This is a genomic window from Pantoea sp. AS-PWVM4, assembly GCF_000468095.1.
Classification (GTDB): domain Bacteria; phylum Pseudomonadota; class Gammaproteobacteria; order Enterobacterales; family Enterobacteriaceae; genus Pantoea; species Pantoea phytobeneficialis.
Window position 1 is genome coordinate 299,676 of sequence record NZ_ASZC01000003.1, and the last position, 16,006, is coordinate 315,681.

A 16,006-nucleotide genomic window follows, 5' to 3' on the forward strand; every position below is an offset into this window, starting at 1 on the left:
AAAAGAATCGGGCAGCCAGGCTGCCCGATTTGCTTAGGGTTGTGCGGGGTCGGGAATTGCCGTGCCCCAATTGCGCCAGTCTTTCGGCGCTTCATCCTGTAACAGGAAATGTTTGTTGGCACCTGCCTGCGGAGCCAGTGGCACCGTTGGTGGTGTGGCAAACTGAATGCCGCCCTGAATAAATTGCTGGAAAGTACCGGTTTTCACCACACCGCCAATCAGGCCGAAATTCAGGTTGTAGCCGGATGCCAGCCAGAACACCGAGTTATTACGTACCAGATGTTGATATTTCTTACTGATGCGCAGTGCGACCTGGACACGGTCCGCCATGTTGCCCAGTGAAGTACCGGTGACGGTACCGACTTCCACACCACGGAACAGCACCGGTGTACCGACGGAGAGCGAACCGGCTTCGGTTGCATCAACGAAGATATTCAGGCCGTTAAGATAACGGGAATCGGTGATGGTGCTGTCCTGAAGCTCGAACGTCCGTGACTGCGCCCCTTTGCCGGGATCGACGTTGACATAGGGTTGGAGCAAGGTTTCGAGGTGATTAACACCGGCTGCCGAAATCTGTGGAGATACCACGGAGAAGCGGCTGCCAATACGGGCGAAGTCCTGCACATATTCGGGATACAGCACCGCTTTTGCCACGACCTGGTTGTTATCGGCACTGAGCGACAATGATTCGACCTGGCCGACATTGATACCGAGATAACGAATCGGCATGCCTGCGGCAAGTTTGCTGGCATCGAAAGTATGTAACGTAATCTGGCTACCCACAGCACGCGCTGCCGTTTCAGACGGGTACAGGATACGTTTAACCCCTTTGGCCGCCTGTGCCCCACTCAAATTGTCGAAGCTGATGGCGCCTTTTAACGCGCGGTTCAGCGGGGAAGCTTGTACCGTCAGACCGCTGCCATTTAACTGAACCTTGGCACCGCCTTCCGCCCAGAACACGCTTTCACTGGTCAACAGTTTGCGGTACTGAGGTTCAATATGTATCGAAATTTCAAATGCATCGGCGCGAGGAACCACATCCACCACTTCACCGACCTGGAATTTGCGATACAAAACCACCGAACCGGTCTGCACATCAGGCAGGCTGTTGGCGGTGAGTTTCAGGGTGGCAGGAGGCTGCTCGCCAATGATGCCTTCCTCGGCGCGTTCAGCATCGGCATACAGTGGATAGTGACTGTCCGGGTTGCCTTTCGCACCCGGAATCAGACGAATACCGCCGTCCACCCATTCACGCGCACTGGCACCGAGCACCTGCATGCCATCCAGGCCAAATTTAACGTTGATACGGCTATTGACAACAAATTTACTGTCAGCGTGTACCAGATGGCGATACTCCGGATTAATCGCCACCACAAAACTGATGCCTTGTTCATCCAACTGACGTGAAATCACCTGACCAATCTGCATGCCATAAAGCATCAGCGGCTGACCGGCATCGATGCCATAGGTCTCCGGGGCGTTCAGTTTTAAGGTCAGAACGTCGGGTTTTTGCAGCAACGATTCACTGGCTGGCAGCACACTAAAGTGGTCCTGCGGTTGGCCTTCGCCGGGGATCAATTCAAAGGTATTACCGGTCAGCAGGCTGCTGAGGTTGGTGTCAGTCAGGCTGATCTTCGGCGAACGCATCTCAATGCGTGTACCACTGCGCATCAGACCGGCAACGGAAGGATCAACGGTCAGCTCACCGGTGACTTTACCGCCAGGAAGTAGATTGAGTTTGGTTAAGGTGCCGACTTCCAGGCCTTGATACATTAATGGCGTACTGTCGGCTTTCAGGTTATCACCACTGGGTAAATCAAGGCTGACCTGCACGCCCCGCTGGCTTTGGGCCAGATCGGGATATAGCGTGTAGTTCTCATCGCTTGCCGCTTGTTGGCCCTCATCCGGTGAGTCAAAGGCGATGGCACCGTTCACCAATGCCGCCAGACTCTCCAGCTTCACCTTAGCCCCGCTCAGGCTGACATCCGCATCCACGCCCGAGACGTTCCAGAAACGGCTCTGCTTTTTAACCAGGTTAATGAAACGACGCTCGATAAGTACATCTATAGTCACACCATCGGTGTTGCTATTGATGCTGTAGTCATAGACCCGGCCAACCGGGATTTTGCGGTAGTAGACCAGCGAGCCAGTATTGAGCGAACCCAGATCGGGGGCGTGCAGATGGATCAACAATTCACCGGTATTTACGCGATATTTCGGCTGCGTATCCAACGCGGTGAAATGTTCCTGTGGATTACCGCTGCCAGGCATCATGCCAATATAGTTACCGCCCACCAGCGCATCCAGCCCGGAAACACCCGCCAGAGAGGCTTTGGGGGTGACCAGCCAGAACTGCGTGTTGTCGCGCAGCGCATCACGCATGTCGCTTTTGATACTGGCTTTGATCTGGATGCTGTGATAGTCATCACTCAGCACGATCCCCTGTACCGTACCAACTTCCACGCCCTGATAACGAATCGGCGTGCGCCCCGGCACGATGCCGTCCGCGCTTTGGAAGTTAATCGTGATGATGGTTCCGCGTTCCTGATAATTGGTCCACAGCAGCCATGCGGCAATCAGCAGGGCAATAATGGGCAATAACCAGAACGGCGAAATCTTGCGTTTGTTACGCAGATTAGCGCTAGTCGGTGTAGTCGGCGTTTCCTGTTGCATGTGCATCCCAAATCAGGCGGCTGTCAAGCCACTCAACAGCCATAATGGTCAGGATTACTGCCGCACCAAAGTAGAGCGCGGCGGGTCCCATCGTAAAAGCCAGCAGCTGATCACGGTTGACCAGCGACATGGTTAAAGAAATGACGAACAGATCGAGCATCGACCAGCGGCCGACCCAGGTTACGGCGCGCAGCAGACGGATACGGGTCTTCAGCCCCTGTTCACATTTAAAGTGGATACTGAGCAATAACGTCAGCATTACCAACACTTTGGTAAACGGCACCAGAATACTGGCAATAAATACCACGGCAGCCACCGGGATATTGCCCGAGGCCAGACCGAGAATGCCGGAGAAAATGGTATCTTCGCGTCGGGCACCATTGACGTAAACCACTGAAATCGGGAGCAGATTAGCAGGGATCAACAACACAATGGAGGCAATCAGCGACGCCCAGGATTTTTGCAGGCTATGGCGACGGCGAAAATCCAGCGGCGTGTGGCAGCGGGTGCATCGTCCGCGATTGTCAGCCACGCCGGTGTGATGGCAATTCAGACAGACCTGCCATTGTTCGGGGGGCGAGGTCGGTATGGATTGCGGGTAATAATGTTCCCACAACTGTTCAACATTGAGGTGGATCAGGGTCAGAACGCTGAGAACCGTCAGCGCGATATAGGCCACCATGCCGTAACCGACCTCCAGTGTGGCGTAATCCTGGACTTTGATTGATGCCACCGCGACACCCACCAGATAGATATCCAGCATTACCCACTCTTTTAATTTCTCCAGCATCAACAACACCGGACGCAAATTCATCCCGAGCGCATGACCGATGCCTAAATAGCTGATGCCCGCCACCAGGGTGACCGGCGCACCAATGGTGCAAAACGCCACGATCGATGCCGTCAGCACATCACCTTGCTGCGTCATCTGAATCACGCCTTCCAACAGGCTGGCGTTGATACGCATCCCAAGCAAACGGATATCCACCAGCGGCAGGGTAAAGGCGAAGGGCATCAGCACCAGCATGGTAACCGCCATAGCGGTAAGACGTGTCATTGACCAGTCAAAACCGCTCTGAATTCGGGCATTGCAACGCGGGCAGTGGGCAGCCTGATGCGATTTAACATCCGGTAAGGAAAAAAGGGTATCGCATTGCGGACAACGCTGATAACGTGCGTGGGGCAACGTCTGGCTGATAGCGTGAATTTTCATAGGGTGACGCAAGTGGCCCATCGTTTGTTACTGTTACCGGCATGTCATACAGCGCTAGCTGGCTGAGACAGCTGTTGTGGCATCAAGTTCGATCCACAGAAAGCTAAGGGTATAGTAACTAACACAATGATTCACCTTGTGAGGCTGGATTATTAGTGCTTATTTTAACAACTAAGTGACAAAGCGGCTCTGCTGTAGCTGATTATGGTTAAACAATGAACAAAAAAGCCTTTTACGAGGATTTAAATCGCGATGCTCGCGCACTGCTGGCGGGTGAAACGTCTTTCCTCGCTGCGCTGGGCAATTGCAGTGCGCTGCTATTTGAACGCCTGGAAGGCGTGAACTGGGCAGGATTTTATTTGCTGACTGAAGCGAATACGCTGGTACTGGGCCCTTTTCAGGGCAAAATTGCCTGCGTTCGAATTCCAGTCGGTAAAGGTGTTTGTGGCACGGCGATTGCAGAAGAGAAAGTGCAGCGCGTGGAAGATGTGCACGCTTTCCCTGGACATATCGCCTGTGACGCCGCCAGTAATGCGGAAATCGTGATTCCTCTGAAAGTGAATGGCACGTTAGTCGGTGTGCTGGACATCGACAGTACGGTTTATTCTCGCTTCGACAGTGAGGATGAAACGGGGCTGGTGGCCCTTACTGACGGGCTTTGCGAAGTGTTGGCGGGCAGCGATATTGAAAAATATCTTCAATTGACGCGCAGCTAATCGACTGGATCACATAGCATTTGGCGATGTTGTCATTATAATGTCGCCTGTTCATGCCTGCTCTGGTCGGCAAACCCGTTGTAATCAGGAAATTTCATGGAAAATCAACCTAAGTTGAATAGCAGTAAAGAAGTGATCGCCTTTCTGGCGGAGCGTTTTCCGCACTGCTTTAGCGCCGAAGGTGAAGCGCGTCCGCTGAAGATCGGTATCTTTCAGGATCTGGTCGAGCGAGTTCAGGGCGATATGGGCCTGAGCAAGACGCAACTGCGTTCGGCTCTGCGTCTTTATACCTCAAGCTGGCGTTACCTTTACGGCATTAAAGCAGGTGCCATCCGTGTGGATCTCGACGGCAACGCCTGTGGCGTGCTGGATGAGCAACATGTAGAACATGCGCGCAAACAGCTGGAAGAAGCGAAAGCACGCGTACAGGCACAGCGCGAACAGCAAAAAGCGAAGAAGCGTGAAGCTGGCGAAGAGACTGGCGAACCACGCCGTCCACGCAAACCGGCACCGCGTAAAGCGGCAGAAGGTGATGCGCCGCGTAAACCGCGTTCGCAGGCACCGCGTGCTGCGTCTTCTGAACGTAATGCTGCACCTCGCCCGCCGCGAGCTAAACCCATCACTGATACCTCAACTTTGCAACCCGGCCAGAATATTAAAGTTAAAGCAGGCAAAAGTGCGATGGACGCAACCATTCTTGAAATTACCAAAGATGGCGTTCGGGTACAGCTCGCTTCCGGCATGGCAATGATTGTGCGCGCAGAACATTTGCAGTTCTGAAACGGAGGCTGACCCTGGCATGAACAATATTTTTAAGATCGGTATGATCGCGGGCCTGCTGCTGGCAGGCCCCAGTTTTGGCGCAGACAACATTACCCGCGCCGATCAGATTCCCCAGTTACATGAAGAACCACAGCATCCCACCGTCAGTGAACGCGTTACATCGCGCTTTACCCGTTCTCACTACCGTCAGTTCGACCTGAATCAGGATTTTTCAGCGAAAATTTTTGATCGCTACCTGAATCTGCTCGATTACAGCCACAACGTCCTGTTGGCTTCTGATATCGCACAGTTTGCTGATAAGAAGACCACCCTCGGTGATGAGCTGCGCAGCGGTAAGCTGGATGTGTTTTACGATTTATACAATCTGGCGCAGAAACGCCGCTTCGAGCGCTATCAATACGCGCTGAGTGTGCTGAATCGCCCGATGAATTTTACCGGCAACGACACCATCGACATCGATCGTGGTAAATCACCGTGGCCGAAAAGCACCGATGAGCTGAACGCGCTTTGGGATGCCAAAGTTAAATACGACGAACTGAGCCTGAAGCTGGCTGGCAAAGATGACAAAGAGATTCGTGAGACGCTGACCAAGCGTTATAACTTTGCCATTCGTCGCCTGGCGCAAAGCAACAGCGAAGACGTATTCCAGTTGGCGATGACTGCGTTTGCGCATGAGATCGACCCGCATACTAACTATCTGTCGCCGCGTAATACCGAGCAGTTCAACACCGAAATGAGCCTGTCGCTGGAAGGCATTGGCGCGGTGTTGCAGATGGATGACGATTACACCGTGATCAACTCAATGGTCGCGGGTGGTCCGGCTGCCAAGAGCAAATCGATCAGCGTTGGCGATCGTATTGTCGGTGTCGGCCAGCCAGGCAAACCGATGGAAGATGTGATCGGTTGGCGTCTGGATGACGTCGTAGCGAAGATCAAAGGACCAAAAGGCAGCAAAGTTCGCCTTGAGATTCTGCCTGCCGGTAAAGGCACCAAAACCCGTACTGTGACGCTGACGCGCGAGAAGATCCGCCTGGAAGATCGCGCGGTGAAGGGCACGGTGCATACCGTTGGTAACGAGAAAGTCGGCGTGTTGGATATCCCCGGTTTCTACGTTGGCCTGACCGATGATGTGAAAGTGCAGCTGCAAAAACTGCAAAAGCAGAATGTGGATAGCATCGTCATCGACCTGCGCACCAATGGTGGCGGGGCGTTAACCGAAGCGGTCTCGCTTTCCGGCCTGTTTATTCCGAGTGGCCCGGTGGTGCAGGTACGTGACAATAATGGTCGTGTACGTGAAGACAGCGATAACGACGGCATTGTTTATTACAAAGGTCCGTTAGTGGTACTGGTCGATCGTTTCAGTGCTTCGGCTTCTGAGATCTTTGCTGCTGCCATGCAGGACTATGGTCGCGCCCTGATTGTCGGTGAACCGACCTTCGGTAAAGGCACCGTTCAGCAGTATCGCTCCCTGAACCGTATCTATGATCAGATGCTGCGTCCTGAATGGCCTGCATTAGGCTCGGTGCAGTACACCATCCAGAAGTTCTACCGCATCAACGGCGGCAGCACCCAGCGTAAAGGGGTAACCCCAGATCTGCTGATGCCAACTGGCGTGGAAGCGGCGGAAACCGGTGAGAAGTTTGAAGACAATGCCTTACCGTGGGACAGCATCAACGCGGCGACCTATACCAAAACCGGGGATATCACCGCGCTGGTACCGCAGTTGACCAAAGAACATGAGGACCGCATTGCGAAAGATCGCGAGTTCCAGTACATCATGAAAGATATTGCGCGCTTCAACGCGACCAAAGATAAACGTAATATCGTGTCACTCAATCTGGCCCAGCGCGAGAAAGAGAACCATGACGAAGATGCACTGCGTCTGGAGCGTATCAATGCACGTTATCAGGCTGAAGGCAAAGCACCGCTGAAGAGCCTTGACGATCTGCCGAAGGATTACAAAGAGCCGGATCCTTATCTGGATGAAACGGTGAAAATTGCCAACGATCTGGCACAGCTGGAAAAATCCCAGCCGCAACCCGCGGGCAGTAAATAACCATACGGACAGAGAACAAGCACCGCTCAATGCGGTGCTTTTTTTTTGTCTGGTGTCTGATACTTAAGTGTCGTTTTATGGGTTGGACGATATGACGTTACTGAATGTAAAGTTATGTCTTTTTAGACACTTAAACATTAAGGTTGCTTGAAATGCTGCGTAATGACCCTAGGATGTATATCCGCGCATAAGCGCGTGCACAACTGAGGAAGATTAACGTTTATGATGCGTATTGCTCTTTTCCTGATCACCAACCTGGCGGTGATGTTGGTTTTCGGACTGATTCTCAGTCTGACAGGAATCCAGTCAAGCAGTGTTCAGGGTCTGATGATTATGGCAGGTCTGTTTGGCTTCGGCGGTGCGTTTGTTTCACTGCTGATGTCGAAATGGATGGCGTTGCGTTCGGTGGGAGGTGAAGTGATTGAACAACCTCGCAACGAGACAGAACGCTGGCTGATGGATACCGTTGGCCGCCAGGCTCAGCAGGCTGGCATTGCGATGCCGCAGGTGGCGATTTATCACGCGCCAGATATCAACGCCTTTGCGACGGGCGCGCGCCGTGATGCGTCGTTGGTCGCTGTCTCTACCGGTCTTTTGCAAAACATGAGCCGCGATGAAGCGGAAGCGGTACTGGCCCACGAAATCAGCCATATCGCCAATGGCGACATGGTTACCATGACGCTGATTCAGGGTATCGTGAACACCTTCGTGATCTTTATCTCACGTATCATTGCGCAGGTGGCATCGGGTTTTCTGTCTGGCAACCGCGATGGTGAGGAGAGCAGCAACGGTAACCCACTGGTTTACTTCGCGGTCGCTACTGTGCTGGAACTGGTATTCGGCATTCTTGCCAGCATCATCACCATGTGGTTCTCACGCCATCGTGAGTTCCATGCGGATGCGGGTTCAGCAAAACTGGTTGGACGTGAAAAAATGATTGCAGCGTTGCAGCGCCTGAAAACCAGTTATGAGCCACAAGAGCCGAGCAGCATGATGGCCTTCTGCATCAACGGTAAAGGTAAATCGCTGAGCGAACTGTTTATGTCTCACCCGCCGCTGGATAAGCGTATTGAAGCGCTGCGTAGCGGTGCTTATCTGAAATAAGGCTCTTCACGTAGCGGCGCGATTCATCGCGCGGGGTTAAAGCCCCAGATCATCGCACCGCTACGATTTTATGACTCTGCCGTCTCACGCGATTGCGTCATCCGCGCCATACTCACCACCGCCGCGACAGTGGAAAATGCACCCGCCAGAATCAACGAGGCATGAGTACCGCTCACGTTAAACAGGTTAAACATCAATGCCACCAGCGCAGCCCCACTGCTTTGCCCCAGCAGGCGTGCCGTGCCCAGCATGCCACTGGCACCGCCGCTACGGTTACGTGGCGCGGAAGAGATAATCGTGTGGTTGTTCGGTGACTGGAACAGACCAAAACCGGCACCACACAGCATCATACGCCAGATGATATCAACATCCGTTGGCTGTGCGGGGAGCAACGCCAGCAGGAACAGACCGGCCGCAAACATCGCCAGCCCCAGCCCGCCCAGCAGGCCCGCATGAACCTTGCCAATCAGACGGCCAGCAATCGGTGCAAGCACCATGGTCGCCAGCGGCCAAGGGGTCAGAAGCAGACCGGTCGCTACCTCATCGCGTCCCAGCACGTTTTGCAGAAAGAAGGGTAACGACACCATTGCCAGCATTTGCGCGCAAAAGGAGCAGATCGACGTGCAGATGGAGAGGGTGAAAATAGGGATGCGCAGTAAATCCACTGGCAGCAGTGGCACCGGCATCGCCAACTGACGACGAATAAATACCACCCCGATCAACAACAATGCAACCAGCTCACCGAGAATCAGCCAGTGATTTTGTCCCTGAGCAAAACCGCTCAATGCGGAGATTAACAGGCCAAAGAACAGCGCGTTCATCACTGCGCTCACCACATCAAATTTCTGCTGTTTGGCTTTTTGCGGATTATCCGGCAAAAAACGCAGCGCCAGCCACAGTGCAATGATCCCAAGCGGTACGTTGATCAGAAACAGCCATTTCCAACTGGCAACGGAGAGGATCGCGGCAGCGACCGTCGGTCCGGCAGCCGTTGAAACCGCGACAATCAGCGAGTTGATCGCCATCCCACGGCCAAGGAAACGCTGCGGGTAAATGATGCGTATCAATGCGGTGTTGACGCTCATTAATGCTGCACCGCCAAACCCTTGTAATACGCGAGCCAGCGTCAGCATGTTCAGCGATGAAGAGAGTGCGCAGAACAACGACGTGGCAATAAACAGCGCCAGACCTGCCTGGTATACGCGTCGATAACCCAGCATATCGCCGAGGAACGACAAAGAAAGCAACGAGATAACGATGGCGATCTGGTAGGCGTTGACAATCCACACCGATTCCGCCGGGCTGGCGTGTAATTCACGCGAAATGGTGGGCAGGGCGACATTGGCAATCGCGCCATCCAGCACTGCCATCATAATACCCAGCGCGATGGTGATGATTGCGCCATAGCGTTGTGGAACCGGTAAACCATCCTGGAGTGAGCTTGCGGACATAGGGAGAATAAGTGAAGGAAGTGAATATCATCATGCTAATCAATTCTGTAGCAGAAAGCACCGCATGAAGTGACAAAAAGTATCAGGGAATGTGTCGCTTAGTGCTATCGATTGCCGCTTAAGGCCTGAAGCGAATATACTGGCACTATTGTTCCGTTTTTTTTGAAACAACCTCAAAAAAGGATACGCGATGGCGAACGCTGATAACGATAAACAGCCTGATTCCGTTTCATCAGTGATGAAGGTGTTTGGGATTTTGCAGGCGCTGGGTGAAGAGCGCGACCACGGCATTACAGAGCTGTCTCAACGCGTGATGATGTCTAAAAGCACCGTCTATCGCTTTTTGCAAACCATGAAGTCGCTGGGTTATGTCGCGCAGGAAGGCGAAACGGAAAAGTATTCGCTAACGCTCAAGTTATTCGAGCTGGGCGCGAAGGCGTTACAGAACGTTGATCTGATCCGCAGCGCGGATGTGCAGATGCGCGAGCTGTCACGCCTCACTAAAGAAACCATTCATCTTGGGGCGCTGGAAGAAGACAGCATTGTCTATATCCACAAGATCGACTCGCTCTACAACCTGCGCATGTATTCACGTATTGGTCGCCGCAACCCGCTGCATACCACCGCAATCGGCAAAGTGCTGCTGGCGTGGCGTGATCGTAGCGAAGTACAGGAAATCCTTAGCGAAGTGGAGTTTCGGCGCAGTACCGCCAACACCATCGTCAGCGCTGACGCCTTGCTTAAGGTGCTTGATCAGGTAAAAGTGCAGGGATTCGGCGAAGATAACGAGGAGCAGGAAGAGGGGTTACGTTGCATTGCCGTGCCGGTATTTGACCGTTTTGGCGTAGTGATTGCGGGCCTCAGCATCTCTTTCCCCACTATTCGTTTCTCGGAAGAGGGGAAAAACGAATATGTGGCGATGCTGCATCGAGCGGCGCGTGCCGTCTCAGAGCAAATGGGGTATCACGAATATCCGTTTTAACGCAGCAATAAACGGGCTGTTGCCAGCCCGTTTATGCAGTAATTAATTATCGATCACTTCACCGCTTTTCTTCAGTATCGGGCAGTCAGTTACGCCAACAATGCCGCTATCGGTATGCAGATATTGCGCGGTAATCATGCCTCGCGCGGTTAGATAGCTACATTGCAGGCCGAGTCCGGCTGCATTTTTATTGCTGCCGGTTAACACGCCATAGCCCGTGAATAACATCGCCAGCCAGATAACGGCGATCAGCATAATCGCCCGGATGAATAGTTTCATTTTGTCTCCATGTGATACATAACGCAGCTGTCCAGATGCTGCTGCCATCCCTATAGTAGCAGCTTGCCTCACCGGGTCGATCAGAGATAACTGAAAGGTGATGCACAGGAAAATCTGCTTTCGGTGCGTCCCCATTATCTTTTCCTGCCGCAAAGAGTAGAATCACCCGCTAAGTGAGAGTTTGACGTTAATCAGTAATCTGAGGCAGTTATGAATGAGTTAGCCGCAAATCCCAGCCCGTTGTTCAGTTACGCTGTGCTGGTCATCATTATCGTTGTGGCCTTTATCGCCTGGTTCTTTGTTAACCGGGCCAGCGTACGTGCCAGCGAGCAGATACAGTTGCTGGAAACGCTGTTAGAAGAACAGAAAAAGCAAAATGCGCTGTTGCGCCGCCTGGCGGATGCACAGTCTGACACAGCACCGAAAGATGTACAGGAAGAGGACGAAAAACGCGATTTTATTCGTCTGATCCCGGAGCGTTAATCGACAAATGGAGTGGTAATGGCCTGGCAAAATCCCTGGTACGATGCGGCGAAACAACACCATACGCCGCAGGGCTTTCGTAACCCGGAAGAAGAGTTAAGGCAGCCGGGGGATTTACAGCGCTGGCAGCGTGAACGTAAAGAGCAGGGATTACCCTTTCCCCCTCAGGCCGGTTATCCGGCGTTTATCAGCGACTGGTGCCAGCCAGTCGATTTGAGTGGGGAAGAGGATCGTATCTGGTGGCTCGGCCATGCCGCCTTATTACTTCGTCTGAATCAGCGTTATCTGTTGATTGATCCCGCGCTGTCACAACGCGCCTCTCCGTTTCCCTTTGCCGGTCCGCAACGCAAAACGCCGGCACCATTACGTGTGGCGCAGTTGCCACATCTGGATTATGTGCTGATTTCGCACAATCATTACGATCATCTGGATCGTCCCACGGTGAAACGCATTGCCCGACAATTTCCCGCAGCCCATTTTCTGGTGCCATTGGGCATGGGGAAGTGGTGCCAGCAGCGCGGTGTACGGCATGTCACTGAACTGGACTGGTGGCAAAGCATTGTGCTGGGAAGTGTGCAGTTTACCGCAGTACCTGCGCGTCACTGGAGTATGCGTACCTTCTTTGATCGTAACCGTTCCTTATGGTGTGGCTGGGTGGTGCGTAATCCAGCACTCAACTTCTGGTTTGCGGGCGACAGTGGTTATAGCGATAACCTGAATCTCATCGCGCAACAACTCGGTCCGTTTAATCTGGCTGCGTTGCCAATCGGTGCCTACGCACCAAAATGGTTCATGCGTGGGCAGCACATGGACCCGGATCAGGCGGTGCAGTTATGGCAGCAAATTGGTCGTCCATTGACGATACCCATTCATTGGGGAGTCTTTGAATTGGCAGACGAATCACTGGATGAACCACCCGCAGTTCTTGCTCAGGCGCTGCTCAGCGCAAACGAGACGAGTAATGACTTCACACCGTGGAGAATAGGTGAGAGTCGGACTCTGCCGAATATTGATTCAGATTTGTCCTAACCGCATTTTGTTAAATTGAGGACGCTGGTGCGTTTTTTTAACATTTATTTGTTTTGATGTTAGAAAAAAATGAGATAACTGCCAAACAGAATGGATGCGTATATTTGGGGCAAGGGTGAATATATTTTCCTGATTTTGGTGCAAAACTATTAATAACCTGTACCTGATAAAAACAGCTGTACAAGATTCGCACGATGCGCATATGTTGCGCCAGAAGTTAACATTTTGGTGAAATTCATTATCTATGCCATATTTGTGCAATATTTTTTGCGTATGATTATCAGTTTAAATAGCGTTGCATTGGACAAAAATCAGCCACTGGACTACAACATTTTTTGGCTGTAACGCTACTGATCAATAACCCTTTTTTGTGCAGGCAAGGTTACGCGAAGAAGGAAGAAGGCAGGTGAAGTTTGTGCCTTCGCCAGCAATTATGTGCGACAAGTCGATAGGTGTTTAAAAATGGCTTGCCATTAATTTGCGGATATGTGATAACGATTCGTGGGTCAAACGAGGTACAGTTCTGTTTATGTATGGCATCTTCAGTAAAGAAGTTACGAGTAAAGACGTTGACGTTGAATACCGCTTCCTTGCCGAAACCTTAAATTAGTGCCTCATGCAGTAATGTCTCTGGTTTTTCTGTAAGTCTGCCTTCGGGCAATATAAACACTCTAAGGAATTTGCAAAATGGCAAAAATTAAAGGTCAGGTTAAGTGGTTCAACGAGTCTAAAGGTTTTGGTTTTATCACTCCTGCTGACGGTAGCAAAGATGTGTTCGTACACTTCTCTGCAATCCAGGGCAATGGTTTTAAAACTCTGGCCGAAGGCCAAAATGTTGAATTCGAAATCCAGGACGGCCAGAAAGGTCCGGCTGCAGTCAACGTCACTGCTATCTGATTTCGTCGCCAGGCTCGGTGTCATGCACCACTGAAACGAATCCTAAAGCCCCGGTCACTGACCGGGGCTTTTCTTTATCCTTTCTGTAAACAGATGACCAGGGTAAACTGCGCCGCGAATTGCTAACCCGGAGTTATCTATGTCTTTGTTTTGCCCTCTTTGTCATCAACCTCTTCTGCTGCAAACCGCCAGCTATCGCTGCGATACCGGTCATCAGTTTGATTTGGCCAAAGAAGGGTATGTCAATCTGCTGCCGGTTCAGCACAAAAGCTCGCGTCAGCCCGGCGACAGCCCGGAAATGCTGCTGGCGCGCCGCGAATTCCTCGATGCCGGATATTACCAACCATTGCGCGATCGCGTTGCTGCATGGCTGTCTGAACGTCTGCCAGCGGTATCTGCGCAGTTGCTTGATATCGGCTGTGGCGAAGGGTATTACACCGCCGAGATGGCGGCAGCATTACCACAGGCGCAAGTCTATGGTCTGGATGTGGCGAAAGCGGCGATTCGCATGGCGGCGAAACGCTACCGCTCGATAAAATTTTGCGTTGCCTCCAGCCAGCGGCTGCCGTTTGCCGATGCCTCGCTCGATGGCATCGTACGCATCTATGCCCCATGTAATGAAGAGGAATTGAGCCGTGTGGTGAAGCCTGGCGGTTATTTACTGACGGTAACCCCTGGGGCACATCATCTGGAGCAATTTAAGGCGCTAATCTACCGTGAAGTGCAGTTACATGCGGCGGAAGAGAAGGTGTATGCGGGCTTTAATCAGGTGGCGCAGGAGAGTCTGCGCTACAGGATGACGCTCAGCGGTGTCGCAGCCACCACCTTATTACAGATGACGCCATTCGCCTGGCGTGCGCGGGAAGAGGTGTGGCAAACCCTTGCGACAGCCACCGCGTTTGACTGTGAAGCTGACTTTACGCTGACGCTCTGGCAACGCGCCTAACGCGCGTCCACCAGCGTGTGGTAAATCTTTTCTAAATCGTCGAGTTGTTTTACCGCAATCAACAGGCGACGCTGCTCAAGCTGCATCACCAGAATGCCATCTTCGGACAGGTTCATGCTTTGAATGCGGTGATAATCAATCCAGACGCCGGCGAAAAACAGGCCGTCATTCTTCATCAGCAATTTCGGGCTACGCAGCCAGAACAACCAGAACGCCATAAAGCACAGCACCATGAGCAGGGTGGTGGTGAGTTGTGGTCCCTGATGGCTGACGTTGTTCCACAATAAAATTAGCAACAACACGATAAAGATGGCGCTGTCGATTTTATGGCGACGGCGCAGCGCAACACGCAGTTTTGTGGGACCATTACGTCGCGGCAGAATTGCCTCGTCGTAGATAGCAAACAGCAGCAGGCCAGCAATAAGCAGCGTAATCAGGGCGTCAGTCAGTGACATGATGATTCCTTAACAGAAGTGACCTCAGCGTTGACGCTCAGGTAACCCCTGTAAAACTGCCGGGGACACAAGGTCCCCGGCAAGATTTTACAGACCGAGCAAGCCGATCCAGTAACCAAAAATACCAATCGCAAAGAAGCCAACGATAATCCACAGCGCGTTGACCTTGCGGCGCAGCAGCCACATACAGCCAAAGGTTAACAGCAGCGGTATCAGGCCCGGCATCAGTTGGTCGAGAATCGACTGAACGGTGGTAACGGTGGTTTTGCCGGTCTGGTCGGTGATGCGTGACACCACCAGCGGCACGTTCACATGCGTCCACTTGTTAACCAACGCCCCCATGACAAACAGGCCGAGAATTGACGCCCCCTCGGTCAGTTTTTGCAGGAAGCCGCCGCCCATATCGCTAACGATATCCACCCCTTTGCGATAACCATAGGCCACGCCGTAGTAGCGGGTCAGCAGACGCGCAATGTTAAACAGGAGGAAAAACAGCAGTGGGCCAAGCAGACTGCCGCTCATGGCGATCCCTGCCCCGAGGGCAGCGAACACCGGACGTACCGTACCCCAGAAAATCGGGTCACCCACACCCGCCAGCGGGCCCATCAGACCGACTTTGATACCGTTTATGGCACCATCATCAATCGCTGCACCGTTAGCACGTTGTTCTTCCATCGCCATCGTCACGCCGAGCACTGGCGCTGCAACGAACGGATGGGTATTGAAGAATTCCAGATGACGTTTGATGGCTTGTTTCCGGTCATCGTTATTTTCCGGATAGAGACGGCGAATTACCGGCACCATCGAGAAGCAGAAGCCCAGCGCCTGCATACGTTCAAAGTTCCACGAACCCTGGAACAGGTTAGAGCGCAGGAACACGCCACGGACATCGCCCGGAGTGAGTTTCTTTTGAGAATGAGTAGTATCAACCATGATGTC

General features: G+C 52.6%; 16 protein-coding genes. 10 read left to right on the forward strand and 6 right to left on the reverse strand.

Translation table 11 applies throughout. The annotated features are described in order from the left end of the window. Positions 1-33: 33 nt before the first annotated feature. Positions 34-2,673: a PqiB family protein gene (locus tag L579_RS03970; RefSeq protein ID WP_036625107.1), complete on the reverse strand. Its 2,640-nt coding sequence runs from the start codon at positions 2,671-2,673 to the stop codon at positions 34-36. Further along, positions 2,642-3,886, reverse strand: coding sequence for a membrane integrity lipid transport subunit YebS (gene yebS / locus L579_RS03975; RefSeq protein WP_036624975.1), 1,245 nt, complete (start codon positions 3,884-3,886; stop codon positions 2,642-2,644). The genes L579_RS03970 and yebS overlap by 32 nt, the downstream gene beginning before the upstream one ends. A gap of 215 nt (positions 3,887-4,101) precedes the next feature. On the opposite strand from yebS, the gene L579_RS03980 reads away from it, so the two are divergent. From L579_RS03980 to htpX, 4 genes are all read left to right on the forward strand, one after another. After that, entirely contained in the window at positions 4,102-4,602 is a 501-nt protein-coding gene (locus tag L579_RS03980; protein WP_021182990.1) for a GAF domain-containing protein, read from the forward strand. A gap of 96 nt (positions 4,603-4,698) precedes the next feature. Beyond that, positions 4,699-5,382 carry an RNA chaperone ProQ gene (gene proQ / locus L579_RS03985; protein ID WP_021182991.1) on the forward strand — a complete coding sequence of 228 codons (684 nt, stop codon included), beginning with the start codon at positions 4,699-4,701 and terminating at the stop codon, positions 5,380-5,382. Between the two features lie 19 nt (positions 5,383-5,401). Continuing rightward, entirely contained in the window at positions 5,402-7,441 is a 2,040-nt protein-coding gene (prc, locus tag L579_RS03990) for a carboxy terminal-processing peptidase (RefSeq protein WP_021182992.1), read from the forward strand. 222 nt (positions 7,442-7,663) lie between these two features. After that, on the forward strand, positions 7,664-8,545 hold the full coding sequence (htpX, locus tag L579_RS03995; protein WP_021182993.1) for a protease HtpX: 882 nt from the start codon (positions 7,664-7,666) through the stop codon (positions 8,543-8,545). A 68-nt stretch (positions 8,546-8,613) separates the two neighbouring features. Here htpX and L579_RS04000 read toward each other — a convergent pair whose 3' ends face one another. Beyond that, positions 8,614-9,996, reverse strand: a complete 1,383-nt coding sequence (locus L579_RS04000) for an MFS transporter (protein WP_021182994.1) — start codon at positions 9,994-9,996, stop codon at positions 8,614-8,616. Positions 9,997-10,186: 190 nt separating this feature from the next. On the opposite strand from L579_RS04000, the gene kdgR reads away from it, so the two are divergent. Beyond that, positions 10,187-10,978, forward strand: coding sequence for a DNA-binding transcriptional regulator KdgR (kdgR, locus tag L579_RS04005; protein ID WP_021182995.1), 792 nt, complete (start codon positions 10,187-10,189; stop codon positions 10,976-10,978). A gap of 42 nt (positions 10,979-11,020) precedes the next feature. Here kdgR and L579_RS04010 read toward each other — a convergent pair whose 3' ends face one another. Then, complete coding sequence (locus tag L579_RS04010) at positions 11,021-11,257, reverse strand: YobH family protein (RefSeq protein ID WP_021182996.1); 237 nt, start codon at positions 11,255-11,257, stop codon at positions 11,021-11,023. A 210-nt stretch (positions 11,258-11,467) separates the two neighbouring features. Between L579_RS04010 and L579_RS04015 the strand changes: the two genes are divergently transcribed. The 5 genes from L579_RS04015 to rlmA all read left to right on the forward strand — a co-directional run bounded on the left by L579_RS04015 (position 11,468) and on the right by rlmA (position 14,612). Beyond that, positions 11,468-11,740: a YebO family protein gene (locus tag L579_RS04015; RefSeq protein WP_021182997.1), complete on the forward strand. Its 273-nt coding sequence runs from the start codon at positions 11,468-11,470 to the stop codon at positions 11,738-11,740. An 18-nt stretch (positions 11,741-11,758) separates the two neighbouring features. Continuing rightward, positions 11,759-12,769, forward strand: coding sequence for an MBL fold metallo-hydrolase (locus L579_RS04020; protein WP_021182998.1), 1,011 nt, complete (start codon positions 11,759-11,761; stop codon positions 12,767-12,769). Between the two features lie 529 nt (positions 12,770-13,298). Continuing rightward, the gene (locus L579_RS24315; RefSeq protein WP_139810977.1) at positions 13,299-13,379 is read left to right on the forward strand and encodes a DUF2627 domain-containing protein; all 81 of its coding nucleotides are present in this window, start codon (positions 13,299-13,301) and stop codon (positions 13,377-13,379) included. A gap of 77 nt (positions 13,380-13,456) precedes the next feature. Further along, positions 13,457-13,666, forward strand: a complete 210-nt coding sequence (gene cspE, locus L579_RS04025) for a transcription antiterminator/RNA stability regulator CspE (protein WP_001062678.1) — start codon at positions 13,457-13,459, stop codon at positions 13,664-13,666. Between the two features lie 139 nt (positions 13,667-13,805). After that, on the forward strand, positions 13,806-14,612 hold the full coding sequence (gene rlmA / locus L579_RS04030) for a 23S rRNA (guanine(745)-N(1))-methyltransferase (RefSeq protein WP_021183000.1): 807 nt from the start codon (positions 13,806-13,808) through the stop codon (positions 14,610-14,612). Here the strand turns inward: rlmA and L579_RS04035 are convergent. Then, positions 14,609-15,067 carry a DUF986 family protein gene (locus L579_RS04035; RefSeq protein ID WP_021183001.1) on the reverse strand — a complete coding sequence of 153 codons (459 nt, stop codon included), beginning with the start codon at positions 15,065-15,067 and terminating at the stop codon, positions 14,609-14,611. The genes rlmA and L579_RS04035 overlap by 4 nt on opposite strands. A gap of 87 nt (positions 15,068-15,154) precedes the next feature. Further along, complete coding sequence (locus L579_RS04040) at positions 15,155-16,000, reverse strand: PTS mannose transporter subunit IID (RefSeq protein WP_021183002.1); 846 nt, start codon at positions 15,998-16,000, stop codon at positions 15,155-15,157. Positions 16,001-16,006 lie beyond the last annotated feature (6 nt).